13 protein-coding genes and 1 tRNA gene are annotated in these 19,894 nt (G+C 42.6%); 5 read left to right on the forward strand and 9 right to left on the reverse strand.

From position 1 onward, the window contains the following. Positions 1 to 99 precede the first annotated feature (99 nt). From ACOOEY_RS12070 to rfbC, 3 genes are read right to left on the reverse strand one after another with little or no spacing between them, the layout of a single operon-like run. On the reverse strand, positions 100 to 1,086 hold the full coding sequence (locus ACOOEY_RS12070; protein WP_420384971.1) for an SDR family NAD(P)-dependent oxidoreductase: 987 nt from the start codon (positions 1,084 to 1,086) through the stop codon (positions 100 to 102). A 1-nt stretch (position 1,087) separates the two neighbouring features. Next, entirely contained in the window at positions 1,088 to 1,828 is a 741-nt protein-coding gene (locus tag ACOOEY_RS12075; RefSeq protein ID WP_420384972.1) for a tyrosine-protein phosphatase, read from the reverse strand. Beyond that, positions 1,825 to 2,370: a dTDP-4-dehydrorhamnose 3,5-epimerase gene (gene rfbC, locus ACOOEY_RS12080; RefSeq protein ID WP_420384973.1), complete on the reverse strand. Its 546-nt coding sequence runs from the start codon at positions 2,368 to 2,370 to the stop codon at positions 1,825 to 1,827. Before rfbC ends, ACOOEY_RS12075 begins: the two co-directional genes overlap by 4 nt. Before the next feature lie 155 nt (positions 2,371 to 2,525). On the opposite strand from rfbC, the gene hflX reads away from it, so the two are divergent. The 3 genes from hflX to ACOOEY_RS12095 all read left to right on the forward strand — a co-directional run bounded on the left by hflX (position 2,526) and on the right by ACOOEY_RS12095 (position 5,149). After that, on the forward strand, positions 2,526 to 3,722 hold the full coding sequence (hflX, locus tag ACOOEY_RS12085; RefSeq protein ID WP_420384974.1) for a GTPase HflX: 1,197 nt from the start codon (positions 2,526 to 2,528) through the stop codon (positions 3,720 to 3,722). A gap of 85 nt (positions 3,723 to 3,807) precedes the next feature. Next, positions 3,808 to 3,879 (forward strand) — tRNA-Arg (locus ACOOEY_RS12090). A 334-nt stretch (positions 3,880 to 4,213) separates the two neighbouring features. Further along, a complete protein-coding gene (locus tag ACOOEY_RS12095; protein WP_420384975.1) occupies positions 4,214 to 5,149 on the forward strand; it encodes a Fic family protein in 936 nt (311 codons plus the stop codon). Between the two features lie 134 nt (positions 5,150 to 5,283). Here the strand turns inward: ACOOEY_RS12095 and ACOOEY_RS12100 are convergent, their stop codons facing one another. The 6 genes from ACOOEY_RS12100 to ACOOEY_RS12125 form a co-directional block, all read right to left on the reverse strand. Beyond that, on the reverse strand, positions 5,284 to 5,811 hold the full coding sequence (locus tag ACOOEY_RS12100) for a cupin domain-containing protein (protein WP_420384976.1): 528 nt from the start codon (positions 5,809 to 5,811) through the stop codon (positions 5,284 to 5,286). Then, positions 5,811 to 6,035, reverse strand: a complete 225-nt coding sequence (locus ACOOEY_RS12105) for a nuclear transport factor 2 family protein (protein WP_420388652.1) — start codon at positions 6,033 to 6,035, stop codon at positions 5,811 to 5,813. Before ACOOEY_RS12105 ends, ACOOEY_RS12100 begins: the two co-directional genes overlap by 1 nt. Then, complete coding sequence (locus tag ACOOEY_RS12110) at positions 6,035 to 6,181, reverse strand: hypothetical protein (protein ID WP_420384977.1); 147 nt, start codon at positions 6,179 to 6,181, stop codon at positions 6,035 to 6,037. The genes ACOOEY_RS12105 and ACOOEY_RS12110 overlap by 1 nt, the downstream gene beginning before the upstream one ends. Before the next feature lie 4 nt (positions 6,182 to 6,185). After that, positions 6,186 to 6,794, reverse strand: a complete 609-nt coding sequence (locus ACOOEY_RS12115) for an FMN-dependent NADH-azoreductase (protein WP_420384978.1) — start codon at positions 6,792 to 6,794, stop codon at positions 6,186 to 6,188. Positions 6,795 to 6,857: 63 nt separating this feature from the next. Next, positions 6,858 to 7,697: a sigma-70 family RNA polymerase sigma factor gene (locus ACOOEY_RS12120; protein ID WP_420384979.1), complete on the reverse strand. Its 840-nt coding sequence runs from the start codon at positions 7,695 to 7,697 to the stop codon at positions 6,858 to 6,860. Between the two features lie 72 nt (positions 7,698 to 7,769). After that, complete coding sequence (locus tag ACOOEY_RS12125; RefSeq protein ID WP_420384980.1) at positions 7,770 to 8,234, reverse strand: RidA family protein; 465 nt, start codon at positions 8,232 to 8,234, stop codon at positions 7,770 to 7,772. Between the two features lie 295 nt (positions 8,235 to 8,529). Between ACOOEY_RS12125 and ACOOEY_RS12130 the strand changes: the two genes are divergently transcribed. Together ACOOEY_RS12130 and ACOOEY_RS12135 are read left to right on the forward strand one after the other, a co-directional pair. Beyond that, positions 8,530 to 9,024 carry an OsmC family protein gene (locus ACOOEY_RS12130; RefSeq protein ID WP_420384981.1) on the forward strand — a complete coding sequence of 165 codons (495 nt, stop codon included), beginning with the start codon at positions 8,530 to 8,532 and terminating at the stop codon, positions 9,022 to 9,024. Between the two features lie 373 nt (positions 9,025 to 9,397). Beyond that, entirely contained in the window at positions 9,398 to 19,885 is a 10,488-nt protein-coding gene (locus tag ACOOEY_RS12135; RefSeq protein ID WP_420384982.1) for a PA14 domain-containing protein, read from the forward strand. Positions 19,886 to 19,894 lie beyond the last annotated feature (9 nt).

Consider the following 19,894-nt stretch of genomic DNA (forward strand, 5'->3'; position numbering starts at 1 on the left):
TCAATCGGTTTTCTTAAAGTACGAATAACAGAACATTAAAACCACTTAGTTCTGTTAAAATTTAATGTTGAACGAAGGCCTGGTTGGCAACAGACTGATTTATAGATTGTACCTCTTTTGGAGTTCTCCTGCCGTCCAGTTAGCGGACTCTTCCAGACTCCTAAACTCGAAATTCAGTGCCTTTTTTATTTTATCATTTCTAAAGTGAAATTTGGTCTTGCTCAGAATGGCAGTGTCTTTGGTAATCATGGCCTCATTTCCGGTGATTCTGGAGCGAAGGTACTCGAAGCTCACGGCTATTTTCAACATCCAGGGTTTAACCTGTGTTGATGGCCCTTTTTTACCAAATGCTTTTGCCAAAGTACCAAAGAATTCCTTGTATGGAGCGGAACCCGCGCTAACAATAAACCTTTCTCCATGAATGTCAGATTCCAGCAGCTTGACGGTTATTTCTGCAACATCCCTTACGTCAACAAAATTGGAGTTTCCGGCCGGATGAAATTTCTTTTCTCCATAAGCATAATGGAAAACTGAGGTGCTACCACTCTGTCCCCAAAGACCTGGCCCTAAGATTACAGAAGGGTTAATGATTTTCACCTTTAGGCCTTCCTGAGCTCCTCTCCAGACTTCGAGTTCCTGGAGGTGCTTCGACCTGGCATAAATAGAATCATACTTGGTTCCTTCCCATCGGTCTTTCTCTGTAATATCTTTTTGTGTCATTTTCCTCCCGATGGCAGCCACTGAACTGATGTGGAGGAAGGTCTCTACATTGGCTTTCAGACAGGCATTTACTAAGTCTGCAGTACCCAATACGTTGGTTTCGTACATGCTGTCTTCATATCGCTTATCGAAGCTTATGATGGCAGCACCATGAATAACGGCATCTATATTCTGAAGGGCCTCTTCCAGAAATACAGTGTCATTCATGTCACCAATCACCCATTCAATTTTATCGGCAATATCCTCAAGCAATGTCATTTTACTTGAGTTTCTTTTGACTGCTCTGATCTGATGATTTTGTTTTAGAAGTTCTCTGCAAATGAAACTTCCCAACAAACCGGTGGCTCCGGTAATGAATACTCTCATACTATAACTGATTATTCAATAGCTCCAGGTCTAACAGTTTTTTCCAATATTTCGTTGTGGTGGCTTCTTTCAGTAGGTTGATGTGTACCATATTGTGACAATCGGTGCCTACCAGCCTGATCGCTTTCATATCAATTAGTTTTTCTGCCAGTTTCTGAACAGGTTTTGAATAACAACCTGTCAGTGAAACGGCATTCAATTGAAAAATGATATCACGATCTAAAAGTTCCTCAATGAGTGAAGGTTTTTCCAGCAGGTATAAATATCGCTCAGGATGAGCATACACCATCTTGTAGCCTTTCATGGTCAGATGGAAACTGGCTTCTTTCAATTCCGGTGGTTCATTGATAAAGCCGGTTTCTACCAGCACATGATTTTCTCCAAAGGCAAGAAGCTGTTCATCTGAATGAACCTTTTCCATAAAGTTTTCATCGAGGTAGTATTCTGTTGCGGCTTCCAGGGCAATATTAATTCCTTCCTGAGCCATAGCTTCCTTCATTTGAGCCAATCCGCCAAGAATTGTCTCTGGAGTATTGTCGTAAGTACCCCACATGGTATGGGGAGAAGTAATGACTTTTTTATAGCCAAGAGTCTCCATCTCTCTAAGGATTTCCAGGCCCTCAGAGATTGATTGTATACCATCATCTATTCCAGGAATCAGGTGCGAATGGATATCCGTATGGAGATACCCCAGATCAGGTTCAGAATTTCTGTTTTTCGATAGGAAGGAAAAAATGCTCAAAATACCGGCTCCTCGTTGTAGGCGGCAAAGTTAGGTAAAACCTGATCCTTTTCAGAGACTATGGGACTGTCAATTCCCCAACTGATTTTCAAGTCAGTATCATTCCATAAAATTCCACCTTCAGCTTCTTTATTATAGTAATTAGAACACTTATAGAAAAATACAGAGTCTTCTAAGGCAACGAATCCATGAGCGAACCCTTCAGGTATGAGAAACATATTATGTCTATCTGCATCAAGTAATACTTGGTGATGTTTTCCATAGGTGGGAGAGTCCTTTCTAATATCTAAAGCAATATCTAGTACTTTACCTTTTACTACCCTTACCAGTTTGGCCTGAGCATATGGCCTCTTTTGATAGTGAAGACCTCTTAGGGTTCCCTTAAGGGAGAATGACTCATTGTCTTGAACAAAATCATCCTCTATCCCTAACTCTTGATAGACCTCTCTTCTATATGATTCGAAGAAATACCCTCGTTTATCCCCAAAGACATTAGGTTCAAGTTCATATAAACCATTAAATCCTGTTTCAATTATTTTCATGGTAATCTCTCCATTCAAATATGTTTAATACTAACGATAATTCAGGCCAAAGCTAGTTTCATTTTTTTACATAAGCTGTTGAGCTTCGACTAATGACGGATTCTTAATGTCCATTTCACAAATGAGCCGATTAATGGTAAATTGCTGCCCTGTTTATGGGAGGATTTGAAACTATACCGAATGAAGACGACAAAGCTGTTTTGGTTGCCCTGGTAAACCGGGAGCAAACAGAAGAGGTGGTTGTTGAATATCTCGATGAATTAGCATTTCTGGCTGAGACATTGGGGCTGAACGTGGTGAAGTCATTCACACAAAAAATGGATAAACCAGATGTTCGTTCCTTTGTAGGTAAGGGCAAGCTGGAAGATATTCAGACTTATGTTAAGGCAGAAGAAGTGCAGGTGGTCATTTTTGATGATGATCTTTCTCCATCTCAGCTCCGCAATCTTGAAAAGGAGCTGAAGGTCAAGATTTATGATCGAAGTTTACTTATACTCGACATCTTTCTTCAAAGGGCACAGACGGCTCAGGCCAAGACTCAGGTGGAATTAGCCAGATCAACTTATCTTCTTCCCAGATTGACCAGAATGTGGACACACCTTGAAAGACAGCGAGGTGGAACAGGTACTCGTGGTGGTGCCGGGGAGAAAGAAATTGAGACGGATAGACGAATGATCCGAAATCAGATTTCTGTGTTGAAGAAGAAACTGGAGAAGATCGAGAAACAAAATGCAGTTCAGCGAAAGTCAAGAGGTACCATTGTCAGAGTTGCCCTGGTTGGTTATACCAATGTGGGTAAATCTACTCTCATGCGTTTGCTTACGAAGGCCGATGTGCTGGCCGAGAATAAACTATTTGCTACCGTAGATTCAACCGTAAGAAAAGTAGTTATCGATCAGATTCCCTTTCTGCTTTCCGATACGGTAGGGTTTATCAGAAAACTACCAACACACCTGATTGAATCGTTTAAGTCGACACTGGCAGAGGTATTGGAGTCGGATATATTGCTTCATGTCGTGGATGTCTCACACCCCAATTTTGAGGATCAAATGGCTACGGTTAATCAGACCCTGGTGGATATAGGAGCTACTGACAAACCTACCATTTTGGTGTTCAATAAGATCGATCAGCTCAAGATCATTGATGAAGAGTTGAGAGAAGAGATGGATAACCCTCCACCTACTTTAGAAGAACTGAAGAGAACCTATATTGGTAAAGGAGAAGATAGCTCTGTTTTTATCTCTGCCACCAATAAAACCAATATGGAAGAGTTCAGAGAGGTACTGATGGAGAAGGTGAAAAAGAGGCATTTCACCATCTTCCCTAATTACCTGAAGGATAGTTATTATTAAGCCGAAATAGGAGGTAAGGAATGTTGATTCTACCATCCTTGAATTTGGAATTTGATAATCTATTCCTGAAAATTGCCTTCCCTTTGGCCCTGTAGTTCAATGGATAGAATAGAAGTTTCCTAAACTTTAGATCTAGGTTCGATTCCTAGCGGGGCTACTTTTTCTTTTTCATCTATTCAACAGATTTTCAAAGTCAGCATCCTTACTTAAGAAAACCGATGAACTTTTAAATAACCTAGACCCTTATTTAAGTTTTTGGAAAAAATCTTAAATAAGGACTTTTTTACTTAAGCTTACTTAAATGAAGAATTTCAAAGCTGGCACATATGTAAATCAAGGCTATTATAAGAGTTTTCAGCCCAATCCGATTAATAGGGAATGGCAGATTGAAGATATGGAACTTGTTAGTCTTTTGAGTAAAGCGGATAGGCAATTAGGACGCTTAGAGTATGTATTCTGAGTATGTTCCGAATATAGACCTGTTTATAAGTATGCATGTACTAAAAGAGGCCACTCAGAGTAGCAAAATAGAAGACACCCAGACTAACATTGAAGAGGCTCTTTTAGAAAAGGAGGACATTCCCTTGGATAAACGTGATGATTGGGAGGAAGTCCAAAATTATTCAGAAGCTATGAATTGGGCTATAGCCGAATTGGATAACCTTCCATTTTCATCTAGGCTAATAAGAAATACTCATGAAATTCTTTTACAAGGCGTAAGGGGTGAACAAAAACTCCGTGGAAAATTTAGAACTAGCCAAAATTGGATTGGAGGAGCAAGTATTAATGATGCTACTTTCATTCCACCTATTCACCAGACTGTTCCAGAGCTCATGGGAGATATCGAGAGTTTTCTCCATAATGAAGTAGTCTATTTTCCAGAATTAATGAAGATAGGCTTAGTTCATTATCAGTTTGAAACTATTCACCCATTTCTTGATGGTAATGGAAGGGTGGGGAGACTAATGATACCATTATTCTTGGTAAGTAGAGGTATATTAAAAAGGCCAGTCCTATACCTATCTGACTTTTTTGAGAAGAACAGGAAGTTATATTATGACAATCTTACTACAGTTAGGGACACTAATAATATCACTCAATGGATGAAGTTTTTTCTTGTTGGAGTCATTGATACGGCAAAAAGCGGAATAGATACTTTTGATCAGGTATTAAAACTACAGAAAACGGTAGAGGCAAAAGTTCAGTCACTTGGAAGCAGGGGGGCTAACGGGCAAAAGGTACTTAACTACTTGTATAAGAAACCATATCTTAATGCTGAGGTGGTGAAAAAGATAACAGGTACTTCAATGCCATCCTGTTATAAGCTTATAAGTGATTTAGAAAAGCTAGAAATACTTAATGAATTTACTGGCGGCCAACGAGGGAGAGCCTATCTCTTCAAAGACTATCTTAATTTGTTTCGTTAAGTTTTTCCAAACTCCAGCAGGGCTGTTTTTTACCAGTCAGACTTATTCAATTTTCTCTAAAAGGTATTAGAAAGTGGATCACACCTATCGGGCTGTATGATTGGTAATCCTGATAGCTCTATCTGATCCCCAATTTACTGCTCTATTTGTACCATATTCTCTACATCTACCGGAAAGCTGTCGTACTTATTATAAAGCTTCAGAAACTTATTGTGATCAACAGGGTTTTCGCTGAGGGTTTCATGTAAACCATGAAAAAAACCTTCGCGCCTTTGTCCCGGGTTGAATAGCAGAATGAGCTTTGCTTCCTGGTTGCTGTCGTTACGAAAGGCATGAGGTGTAAACCTGGGGATATGAGCAACGGTTCCTTTCTCTGCCTCATATTCCTTCATTCCGACATGAATATTGACTTTGCCTTCAGTAACAATAAAGGTTTCATCCATAAACCTGTGATAGTGTAGTTTGGCTCCAATAGTTTTAGGGGCCAATGTAATTTCATAGACACCCAGTTGATCTTTGGTTAATTCACTTTCAACTTTGAATTGTATGGACATCCCGTTAGTCGTCAACTTTTCTCCCTCTTCAGGTTTGATGATCAGGCCTTTATCTTCAAGAGTATCTTCAAAATAGTTTTTGGTAGTCATTCGATTAATCTTAGACATTATTGATTGGGTATGATATGAGGGAAATTTCCGATGACTTGCCAGTCCTTATTTTCTAATTGCACGAGAGAGATGAAAGATTTGAAGGTGAGTTGCTCACTCTTAAGTTTAGCCTTAACCATGGCAATATTTCCTTCAACATCGATTGGCTCTATTTCTATTTCTCGGGGGATTCCACCGAAAGTTTTTTCCTCGATAAGGGTCAGGTATTGTGTCTTGTTGATTACATAAACTCCTCTCTCTCCAAAAAACCGTTTTGTACATTGGTATTATCCTCATGAAGTGTTGCATTCAACAATTCGATGTTGCTTGTGTCTCCACCAATGATGAAGTTCTTTACCGCGGCAGGTATTTTGTTTTGATTATCCATCAGTCTAATTGAATCGATTGGAGATCTTCATTTTTACAGCTTTGACATTGTCCTCTATATGTTCTTCATGTGAAGTTCCCTCGAGAGAAAAGAGTGACTCTAGTTCTATACCCATAAAGCCTAGAATGGCTTGTAGGTATGGTTCCTGAAAATCATATTTTTCCAGGGGAGTGCCTTTGATGCTTCCTCCCTTAACGGTTAGTACATGTGCCTTTAAACCCGAAAGAAGACCATGATAACCGTTATGATCGACTTTAAAGGTTCGATTTACTCTGACTACCTGATCGATATATGCTTTCAGGCTGGAGGGGATATTCAGGTTATACATCGGACTGCTGATGAGAATCTCATCAGCCTGCTCCAATTCCTGAATAAGCTCGTCAGACAAGGCCGTAGCTTCTCTGACTTCTGTACTCATATATTCTTCAGGGGTATAAAAACCACTGATTGTCTTTTCTTGAATATGAGGAATATGACTGTTTGCAAGGTCTCTGTAAATCACCTGGCTTTTAGGGTTTGATCCGCGCCATTTGGATTCAAAGAAATCTGCCATTTGCCGCGAATGGGAATCCTTTGTTCTGGAACTGCAATCGATTCTGAGTAATGTTTTCATCTGTTAATTTTGTTGTTAACAGAATGACAGAACTCACGGTAAAAGCGTGACAATTACCGGTAACTAGAGGTGTCTGAGTTTGTCTGGATTGACTACCGAATAGATGTTGGTAATGGTGTTATTGATTAATTCAAATACCTGACAATTCACTGGTTTGCCATTCTGGAGAAATAACAGAGCCGGTTGATGATTGATATAACGCAATTCAACTTCGTGAGAAATCTGATAAGTATGATAAACATAGATAAGCAGGTCAAGAGTAGATGCTTTCCCTATGGAAAGATCTTTGACTACTTTTATTTTTCCACCCCCATCTGCTCTTAAGGCAATATCTTCAGACAGCAGTTTTTCGAGGTTACTGATGTCGCGATTCTTTAATATCTCCACATATTTTTTGAAAAATGAGGATTCTCGTTTTGATTTTGAATGGGGCTCTTTTACAGGCTTGCCCTGTACTTTTTGTTTAGCCCTGCTCAGTAACTTCCTGGAATTTTCAATGCTAATCTCTATCACCTGACTAATTTCCTCATGAGAGTAGTCAAAACCCTCTTTCAGCATAAATACGGCCCGTTCTTTGGCTGTTAGATTTTCGAGAATTACGAGTAAGGAGTAGGATATAATTTCATCCCTGTTCACCAGAGAGTCTGCCGAATCGGTAGACACCGGTTCTGGTAACCAGGTAGTATCATCAGTCAGTTTTTTATTCCGTTTTTTGAGGTTGATAGAACGGTTAATTACGGACTTTACCATGTAAGCCATTGGCTTCTCAATGTTTACTGACTCTTCATTTACCTGTTGTACCACTATGTCCTGAACAACATCTTTGGCATCTTCAATTGAACCCAGGATGTTGTAGGCATAAGGGAATAACTTGGCCTGGTAATCGTCTTCTAATAGCATCATAGGTCTGTAATGGCCTGAACAATTAAAACAGTAGTCTGTAATTCATGGATCATTAAACAGTCTCAGGTTTTATTACTCACTTGTTTTTAACGTACAATTAACGGTTAGTCCCACGCTGAAATTTCTGGGCAATTTATGAATACCAACAATTGATCTGGAATGGCGACCCTTTTCACCCAGTACATTGACGAAAAGGTCAGAAGCTCCATTGACAACATGAGGAGCATCATCCCAATCTTCTGCCGACTGATAATAGGCATCAATATGGTTGATGCCCAATAGCTTTTCAATACCTATCTTTTTGTTGATTTGAGCCAGCACATTCAATGCACATAATTGCATGGCCTGGTAACCTTCTTCAGTCGTTACTTCATTACCAAGTCTTCCGGTAAACAGATACTCACCTGACTGTATCGGAAACTGGATAGCAATGTAGCCTACATGGCCACGTATGTTGATTGAATCGTAGTTTCCTCCGGGTACAGAAACATCTGGTAATGATAAACCTCGCTCTGCTAATTTGTCTTCTATATTCATTTTGCATTAATTATTCTTCTATACAACACCCTTTAAGTTTTTGGTAAAAGAATCAACGGGTAGCCATTAAAGTTCTCTTTTAAACTGCTTTTTGAAGTGACGCTATTCAGTCTTTTTGTACAATAACCTGTTTCCGACTTTGGGTTGTTCTCTATTCTTAGTTTGCTTTAGCTTTATGGATATTGTCCAATAGGGACAATTGAACCTCGTTGGCCGTGACAGGTTTCTTAGTAAAATGTCACAAGAAGTCTGGTTCATTTGTCTAACCTTTGAATCAGGACATCAACCGATCTTTATGAAATATCACGCTTATCAATTAGAGAATAAATGGACTGGAAATCTGGGCAATGGAACGAAAAGCTACTCTGGCTACGAAAGAAGTCATGAATTGTATGCTGAAGGTAAATCAATAACAATCCCCGGTTCATCGGACCCGGCATTTCGCGGAGATAAGAGCAGATATAATCCTGAAGAACTGTTTCTGGCATCAATTTCTACTTGTCATATGCTCTGGTACCTTCACTTGTGCTCGGCCAATCAGATCAATGTGCTGTCCTATAAAGATATGGCCAAGGGTAAGATGGTGGAACATAAAGATGGTAGCGGTGCTTTTGAATCAGTGACATTAAGCCCCGAGATAATTGTGGAAGAGGAGAGGATGATTCCCCTGGCGATAAGTCTGCACAAGGAAGCTCACAAAATGTGTTTCATAGCGAACTCCTGTAACTTTGAGATTTCTTGTGAGCCTCATGTTACGATCAATGGAGACTCCGTAAGGAGTATGAGCTAGCGTAGCTTCTATATTTTACCTGGACTTAGACCATTAGATTGTTGCCAAAACGAGTTGTTTTGGTCAATACCATTATTAATCCCCTCATTCGAAACTTGAACAGTAATTTGCCAAAATAAAGCACGCGTTTCCCCAGAAAGCCCCAACAAGTCTTCAGAAAGTTAAAATACAGATTACGGCTTTTTATGTCATAAAAACTGTATTTCATGGATTTCACGGAAGTCCGTGAGATAGACAGCAGCCCTTGCACATACCTTCAAATCCTCAACCGAAGAAGCCAAAAGTTTTTTCACTCAAAAATGGGATTGACTAAAAACAACCACTCGAGCTGGCAGCAGTAAAGTGGTGGTTTTTCAGGAGATCGGTGTGCAATATGACAAATTCTGAAACATTCAGTGGATTTCAGTGGCTGGAGAAATTTCTGAAGTTCACATTACAAAAACTTGCCTGTAGAAGAAGCTACACTTTAGGGGTGTTGATTCTTTCCATTCATCTGGGTAGTCCTGCTATGCTGAAAGCTCATCAGGACTATGATGGTGATGGTGTTCCAGACCTGCGGGATATTGATGATGACAATGATGGTATCCTGAACAAGGATGAAGCCTATCGTTGTGCAGGCTCACTCACTAATCAGGGCTATCTGAACTACTGGTTCTATAATTCAGTCCCTTCAGGCAATACATTGGTCAATATGCCCACTTCGGGTTCGGTTGGTTCGGGGCTTGCCTCTTCCATAGACCTGGTCGGACTCGTCAATGCTCATAGCCCTGGTGATGTAAACACCTTTAGTGTGCTTTACACCGGATACATTACCATCCACACCACAGAGACCTACACCTTCTATCTCAATTCAGATGATGGATCCAGATTCTCATTTAACAATTCTTTACTCATTGACAATGACGGTCTCCATTCAGAATTAGAATTATCTGCAAGCATAGCCCTGACTCCTGGTGTTTACCCGATCCGTATCGAGTATTTTGAATCATCTGGTGATGAAATTCTTGAGTTAAGTTATTCAACACCAACTATTCCCAAAACCCTGGTTCCTTTCTCAGAAGTTTCAGCCACCGATTTTTGTGATGTTGATCAAGACGGAATCTCAAACAATCTGGATAGAGACTCGGACAATGATGGAATCTTCGACATTATAGAGGCTGGGGGAACCGACAGTAATCATGATGGCATAGTCGATACGTTTACAGATCTGGATAATGATGGACTGGCCGATATCTATGATACCAGTATTGGAGGAACTCCTTTAAGTATTCCGGATTCTGACGGGGATGGTTATGCCGATTACCTGGACATTGATTCCGACAATGATGGAATAGTAGATGTTACCGAAGCTCAACCCTCCACTTCCACCCCTGTTTTTCCTACAGAGACTGATACAGATGGTGATGGAATAGATGATGCTTTTGAAAGCTTCACACAACCACTGACAGATACAGATTCGGATGGCATTCCAGATTACTTAGATACCGATTCGGATAATGACAGCATAGCCGACTCAATTGAGGGGTGGGATACAAATGATGATGGTATACCAGAGCACCCATACAACGAAACAGGTGATATTGATGCAGATGGGCTACTCAGTATGTATGACTACGTCTTTATTCCTGGTACAGGTCTCAATGTGACTAACAACGGAAAGGGCTCATCATTTCACCCTAACTACTCCACCAAATACATGACCAGCGAAAGAGACTGGCGCGAATCGAATGATACAGACGGTGACGGAGTAATCAATAGGCTCGATTTGGATGATGACAATGATGGTATTCCAGACGATGAGGAAAGGGTTTCAATTGGTTTCCTCAATTACGAATTCTATGATGGTACTCCAAGCGGCAATTCTACTTCCAACATACCCACTACTGGGACCCTTTCAACAGGTAGAGTAACATCAATCGATGTCTCGGCTCTTCAGGAGGCGGTGGACCCGGGTGACCCTGACTCTTTTTCAGTTCGGTATACTGGATACATACATCTGGGCATTGAACCTGGTTTCGAGTTCTTTACCACTTCTGACGATGGTTCTACTGTGTTTGTAGATGGGTTGGAGGTGGTTGCTAACGATGGAATACATGAAGCAATTGAGGGAACAAGTATTTTCGAGATGCCAATACCGTTTGCTGCCGGTATCTACCCGATTACCATAGAATACTTTCAATCTACAGGAGGTAAAGTGCTTTACTTTTCTTACTCCGGAGGTTCCTTTGCTCAAACAGCTGTCCCATTTTCCATCTTATCAACCACGGAAATCAGTGATTCGGATGGAGATGGAATTCCCAACGAGTTTGATCTGGACTCAGATAACGATGGCATTCTCGATATAGTTGAAGCTGGAGGAACAGACCTCGATCATGACGGTAAAGTAGATGTCTTTGTAGATGCTGATGGTGACGGCTGGGCAGATATTTACGATAACAGCGTTGGGGGAACGCCTCTAAGCAACCCTGACCAGGATGGAGATGGAGTTCTGGATTTTGTAGATATAGATTCAGACGGAGACGGTATCACCGATATCATTGAAGCGCAGCCATCAACCGGTAGCCCTATAATTCCATCTGGAACAGATGCTGATAAGGATGGCATAGACGATGCCTTCGAAAGTACAACGCTACCCATGACAGATACTGACAGTGATGGCACTCCAGATTACCTGGATGCCGATTCAGATAATGACGGACTGGCTGATAGCGTTGAAGGCTGGGACTTTAATGGAGACAATGTTGCAGAAACCCTTGCTTCCGGCACAGATTCAGATGACGATGGCTTGGACGATGCCTTCGACATTGTGAGTACCCTGGCCACTCCGGGCAACGTGTACAACAATCAGAATTCAACCTTTTTCCCCAATGTTACTTCCGACTACCTAAGCAGTGAAAAAGACTGGAGAGTCAACAACGACTATGACGGTGATGGTGTAGTGAACAATGTAGATCCTGATGATGATAATGACGGTGTGCCGGATGGTTTGGAAACGCAGTATTTCGGTCAGTTGAATTATGAGTTCTATGACTCAGCTCCCTCGGGAAGTTCCACACTCAACATTCCTACCACAGGCGCACTGGCAACCGGCCTTGTTACCAGTTTCGATGCTGCCGCGCTACAAGAGGTCATTACTCCTGGTGATATTGAAAACTATTCCATTCGCTATACAGGCTACATAAATATTACCCAACCCGGTTCTTACACCTTCTACCTTACTTCGGATGACGGATCAAGAATGCTGATTGATGGAAATACTGTAGTAGGCCATGACGGAATTCATGGAGCAACGGAAAGAACAGGCACTATATCACTCAGTCAGGGTTTACATGCTTTCACAGTCCTTTATTTCCAGGCCACCGGGGGTAGAGCACTGACTGTGTCATACTCTTCCTCAAGCATAACCAAAACCGAGATTCCTTTTTCTGTACTTCAAAGCACCCTTCATCCGGACACTGATGGAGACGGAATCTATAATGAATTTGACCTGGACTCTGATAATGATGGAATCTTCGACATCATAGAAGGTGGAGGAGTAGATGTTGATGATAATGGCATCGCGGACGCACTCACCGATACTGATTCTGACGGATTGGTAGACGCTTTCGATACCGATAATGGCGGAACAAATCTGCCCGTTCCAGACACTGATGGAGACCTGTTATATGATTTTCTGGACATTGATTCTGATGGCGATGGAATTGCAGATGTCATTGAAGGGCAGCCTTCAAGCGCTAACCCTCAGCTACCTTCAGGAAATGATAGCAATGGTGATGGAATAGATGATAACTTCCAGAACAACTCCCTGCCATTGACGGATACTGACGGTGATGGTATTCCCGACTATCTGGATACCGATTCAGACAATGACACCATTCCAGATCAGGTGGAAGCCTGGGATTTAGACGGAGACAACATAGCCGACATAGTGCCTTCTGGCTCCGACTCCGATTTAGATGGTATCGACAATGCCTTCGACATGGTGAGCACTATCGGGGCAAATAATGTGAGCAATAATAAGAGTTCTAACTCTTACCCAAACATCACCACCAGTGAATTTGGTAGTGAAAGAGACTGGCGCTCTACCAATGATCAGGATGGTGATGGAGTAATCAATGGAGTAGACCTTGATTCTGACAATGATGGTATTCCTGATGCTCTGGAGAAAAGTTGTCCTGCCCCCGTCAGATATCAGGGCTATCTCAACTATGAGTTTTATGATGGTGTGCCTTCAGGAAACACTGTTGACAATATTCCCACCTCTGGAGCACTGGCAACTGGCAGGCATCATAATTTTGATGTAGCCGAAATCGAACTCAATGCGGGTTCTGGTGACCCCGATACCTATGCCATTCGGTTTACAGGTTACATAGAACTAAGTGCCACAGATACCTATTCGTTTTATGTTACTTCTGATGACGGTTCGAAGCTCTACATAGACAATATTCTGGTAGTTGATAATGACGGTGTTCACGGCCCCATAGAAGAGTCTGGAGTTATTTTTCTGGCATCAGGTATTCACTCATTTAGAGTAGAGTATTTTGAAGAGTTTGATGGTCAGGAATTGAGCATTTCTTATTCTTCCAGTACTATCACCAAAACGGTCATCCCAAGATCTCTCTTTACTTCTACCACCATTTGTGATGTAGACCGGGATGGATTGTCCAATGAGTATGATTTGGATTCAGACAATGATGGCATTATGGATATCATTGAAGCCGGAGGTATTGATGCTGACAATAATGGGCTTGTGGATACATTTGTAGATACCGATGGTGATGGTTATGCCGATGTATTCGACTCCGACAATGGTGGCACAGCCTTGCTTGTACCTGACACAGATAGCGATGGAATCAGAGACTTTGCCGATATGGATTCTGATGGCGATGGCATTGTCGACATACTGGAAGCCCAACTCACCGTATTTTCAACTCCGGTTCGGCCGGTGGGTATCGACTCAGATGCGGATGGTATTGACAATACCTTCGAATCCACCTTCTTACCTATTCCCGATACAGACAGTGATGGGATTCCGGACTACAAAGACACTGACTCAGATGGCGATGGTGCGCTTGATCAGGTAGAGGGTTGGGACATTAATGGAGATTTTACAGCTGACACCACTCCCTCAGGCACAGACATGGATGGTGACGGCATAGATGCAGCTTTTGATAAGGTCTCTACGCTCAACGGCACTATCAATATTTACAACAATCAGAGCTTTGCCAATTTCCCTGATATTACCACAAGGCATATTACTTCAGAAAGAGACTGGAGAGAATCGAATGACCCAGACAATGATGGCATATTCAACTATCTCGATCCTGATGATGACAATGATGGTATTCTCGATGTGGACGAGCAGAACTGTATGGGCCTTTTTAAATTCCAGGGCTGGTTGAATTATGAGTTCTATGATATTGCTGAAGCTTCTATAAATACAGTTAACGCCATACCAACTACTGGTGCGCTTGCTACAGGGTTGGTCTCAGATTTCAATGTGGCTTACCTCCAGAATCTCTTAACTCCAGCCGATGTCAATACTTACGCCATCAGATACACCGGCTATTTTTATGTCAGTGCCCTAACAACCTATGTTTTCTATCTGAAGTCTGATGACGGCTCAAGATTAAGCATAGATGGCACTACAGTAGTGAACCATGATGGACTCCACAGTGCTGCAGCTGAAAAAACCGGTGCGATTACCTTGACTGAAGGAGTCCATTCCATAACCATACTCTTTTTTCAGAATACTGGTCTTCACAGCCTGAACATATCCTACTCTGCTACAGGCATTAGTAAAACAGCACTTCCTTTTTCCCTGCTTTCCAGTTCTGTTTACTGCGATAGCGATGACGATGGTGTACCCAATTCCCTTGATCTCGATTCAGATAATGATGGGATCTATGACATCATTGAAGCTGGAGGTGTAGACGTTGATGGAAATGGTATTGCCGATAGCACTGTAGACTCCGACTCAGATGGTTTGATGGATATTTTCGATTCAGATGCAGGAGGAACTCCATTGGCCAGCCCTGACGCTGACGGAGACGGGATTCACAACTTTTTGGATATAGACTCAGATGGAGACGGTATTGTGGACATAATTGAAGCCCAACCCAGTAATCCCGGCCCTTATCTGCCACTCGGTGTAGATGCCAATAAGAATGGTATAGATGATAACTTCGAAGCCAATCCATTGCCGGTTACCGATACCGACTCTGATGGAGTGCCAGACTATATCGATACAGATAGTGACAATGATACACTTACTGATGCAGTAGAGGGCTGGGATGCAGATGGCAACCGGGTTGCTAATACGGTTGCCTCAGGCACAGACTCAGACCTTGATGGATTAGACAATGCCTTTGATTTGGTTTCAGGCACCAACCCCACGACCAACGTTTACAATAACCAGACTTCAGAATCCTTTCCTGATATTACCAGTTTCTATTTAACCCCTGAAAAGGACTGGAGGGAGTCTAATGACCACGATGGGGATGGTGTTGTTGACGAACTTGATCAGGATGATGATAATGATGGAATACCCGATTCCATTGAAGCAAGCTGTGAAGGCAAACTCAATTATGTTTTCTATGACGAGGCACCAGGTAGTTTTACTTTAGCCAACCCTCCCACCTCAGGAGTAGCTAATGGCATAGCAACCTCTTTCGATGTAAGTACGATTCAGACAGCACATAGTGTAGATGCCACAACTTTTACCATATACTTCACCGGCTATATCAGAATAAGCACTGCAAACAGCTATACCTTCTACACCAATTCAGACGATGGGTCAAGACTCTATATAGATGATGTATTGATTGTGGAAAACGATGGGCTACATCTGGCCCAGGAAAGATCAGGAACTGTTTCTCTCTCCATGGGGTATCATTTGTTCAGGGTAGAATATTTCCAAGGCAATAGCAGTAAATCTTTGTCTGTTTCTTATGCCTCTTCAGGGATAACAAAAACTACTATCCCCTTCAGTATCCTCTCCGTTTCCATGGGATGCGATGCCGATGGAGACGGTATCGTCAACTCGCGTGATCTGGATTCTGATGGTGATGGCATTCCTGACCTGGTAGAAGCAGGAGGAACCGATACAGACCATAATGGACTGGTAGACGACTTGACAGATACTGATGGAGACGGCCTGGTGAACCTCTACGATTCAGACGATGGAGGCACTCCTCTCACAGCCATTGATACCGATGGTGATGGTAAAGCCAATTTTCAGGATATTGACGCTGATGGTGATGGTATTGTAGATATCATTGAAGCACAACCCTCAACGGGTAGCCCAATAGTGCCATTAGGAACTGATACCAATGAAAATGGCATTGATGATGTCTTCGAGGCAACACCCCTTCCTTTTACCGATACAGATGGAGATGGTATTCCCGACTACCGTGATCTGGATTCCGACAATGACGGATATCCCGATAGTGTTGAAGGATGGGATACAGACGGAGACCTGATAGCTAACCTATTTCCCTCATTGGTTGATACTGATGAAGATGGTTTGGATAACTCCTTTGATCTGGTCGTTGGCCCGAATTCAACAACCAATATCTACAATAGTCAGACTTCTGATGATTTTCCTGATATCACAACAGCAGGCCGTGGCCCTGAAAGGGATTGGAGGGAGTCTAACGACCATGATGGAGATGGAGTTTTGGATACCAATGATCTGGATGATGACAATGATGGTATTCCGGATACTGCCGAACGAGATTGCTACGGCTACCTGAACTACGAATTTTACGATTCAGCACCATCCGGTAACACGGTTAGCAATATTCCAAGCTCAGGAGCTCTTGCTACCGGAGTAGTAGGGTCTTTTAATGCAACTTACCTTCAGGTTCTACATACACCATCAGATGCAGATACTTACTCCATTCGCTACACAGGGTACATTCATATTGATGTTGAAGACACTTATACTTTTTACCTCTCTTCCGATGATGGCTCCAGATTGTTGATTGATGGCAATCAGATTATTAATCATGATGGTTTGCATGGAATCGGAACTACAGTCCCAGGCACAGTTTCTCTCACCGCAGGAGCTCATAGTTTTACCTTACTATATTTTGAGAATACCTTCTCAAGCGGCCTGACTGTTTCCTACTCCTCGTCAACTATATCTACAACTCCGGTACCCTTCAGCATTCTCAGCCCTACTGAATTCTGCGATAGTGATTTGGATGGAGTACCCAATGAATTCGACCTGGACTCTGACAATGACGGTATTCCCGATATCATTGAAGCAGGAGGAACTGATGCCAATGGAGATGGCCGTGTAGATAGCTTTACAGACACCGATGGAGATGGCCTGGCCAACACTTTCGACTCAGACAATGGCGGAACCCCTCTGGCTGTGGGCGATTCAGATGGTGACGGATTCAAAGATGCTTACGACACTGATTCCGATAATGATGGTATCCCCGATCTACTTGAAGCCGGAGGAATTGATACCAATCAGGACGGTAGGGTAGATACAACCACTGATTCAGATGGTGATGGATGGGCCGATGTGTTTGACTCAGACCATGGAGGCACACCGCTCTCCATTCCCGATCTCGATGGAGATGGAAAACCGAACTACAAAGACATAGATGCCGATGGAGATGGGATAGTCGATATCATCGAAGCTCAATCGTCAACTTCCAGCCCCGCAGTACCTACCGGAGTGGATACCGACAGAGATGGAATAGACGATGCATTTGAAAATAATCCGCTTATCATCAGAGACACTGATAGTGACGGAACTCCAGACTATCTGGATATTAACTCAGACAATGATGCACTTCCCGATTTGATTGAAGGTTGGGATACGAATGGAGACTACACCGCCAATACTACACCATCAGGGTCAGATACTGACGGTGATGGCTTGGACGATGCCTTCGACCTGGTAACAGGGCCGAACAGTACCACTAACGTCTATAATAATCAATCTTCCAGCTCATTTCCGGATGTAACTACAGCTTCTCTTACTACTGAAAGAGACTGGCGTGAGGTCATCATCATCGATTGTAAACCTGGCGATGTAGGAACCAATCTCCTTTTCTGGCTTATGGCCCAGCCGGGCACCAATTGGTCTGACCTGTCAGGTAATTTCTATGCCGTGAATGAAACCGGTTCAACGACAGCTACCTTGCTCAACTACAACCCGGCATTCACTTTCGATGGAGCAGACCTGTTCAATACCAACCTGAATATCAATGCAGGAACCCGACCCGACCTGGCAGTGATTGCAGTATACAAACCTACTGCTGACTTTGCAGGATCGGTCTGGGGAGAAGAAAACGGAGGCAACGACCGCTTTATTCAGGACAGCTCATCTCCGGCCGGATTTGAGGAGTCGGTGGGTAAAGGAGACGGAGCATTATCTCCTGTCAATGGTCTCTTCGCTCCAGGAGTCACAAGTATTTCAACGGTCATTTATGATGATGGCATCAGTAGTGGCTCAAGAGTATTGATTAATGGAGGCCAGTCGGCTACGTTCACAGCCAATCAGGCAGCAGGCAGTTCAAACAACCTTCAAGTCGGTGCCCTGGGAAATTCAACGGCCAGATTTAGCGGAGTCATTGCTGAAATGATTGTCTACGATCAATTGCTAAGCTCCGAAACTGACATGAAGCAGATTCAGAGTTACCTAGCTCTGAAATACGGTGTCACCATGTCTTCTGACACTGATGGCGATGGAAGTACATTTGAAGCTGGCGAGGGAGATTATATTGCTTCAGATGGCACTACAGTTTACTGGGATGCATCGGCTAATACTGCATACCACCATGGCATTGCCGGAATTGTGAGGGATGATGGATACTGCCTCTCTCAACTTCAGTCTGTTAGTGATCAAGCCGATGCCATTGTGAGCATCGGACTGGATGATTCAGTCAATGGACTGGAGACTTCGAACGCACTGAACGAAAGCAGTTTCTCTACCAATTTCACAGCCTTAATGTGGGGGCATGATGGAGAGGCCTTATACGATAGAGATGAAAACATTGACTTCGATCCATTGCAAGTGAAGTCACGACTCAATCGGGAGTGGAAGGTCCAAAAAACCGGATCTGTAGGTAATGTCACCATGCGATTTAATGTAGGTATCCTGGAAGGACCTACAGGCACAGGCACCAATGACGAAAGTAAGATTGTATTGCTCATTGATGCCGATGGTGATTTCTCCAGAGATGCCCAGGTGGTAATGCAATCTCTTGTTATCGCAGATGATGGCTTTGTGAACTTTAACCTCGACTTACCGGACGGAGCTTTCTTCACCCTGGCTTCTACGGAAGATGTTGCTCTGGATATTCACTTACTCTCATTCTCTGCAAAGCCATCCAAAGACCATATTATGCTGGAGTGGGCAACACTTTCGGAGAGCAACAATTCCTTTTTCAGATTAGAGCGATCTGCGGATGGTGAAAACTTCTCACCCATAGGCTATAAAGAAGGAGCAGGAGAGTCTTCAGAAGTAATTTACTACTCATTTAAGGACATGAATCCCATGCAAGGCATTAATTACTATCGACTTGTAGATGTAGATAATGTAGGGAACGAGAATCACTCTGAAGTAGTCAGGGCAAGCTTTTATCATGATAAGATGGTCTTTTTGCCAAGGCCTAATCCGGTAGCCTCAGGAGCTTCCATTTTTGTAGATATCCCGGAAAATCAAAGTGTAGATGATATTCGGTTGGTGCAGCTCAATGGAGTTGAAGTGTTCATTGAAATAATAAGAACCAGAGACCATTTGGAAATAGTCCCGCACAATGCGCCTCAGGGTATTTACCTCCTTACCATGCTTGTGAATGGAGAGCATGTCAGGTTCAAAATCATAGTGTCTAATTAAAAACCGCTG

This window comes from Roseivirga sp. (assembly GCF_965216855.1).
Lineage (GTDB): Bacteria > Bacteroidota > Bacteroidia > Cytophagales > Cyclobacteriaceae > Roseivirga.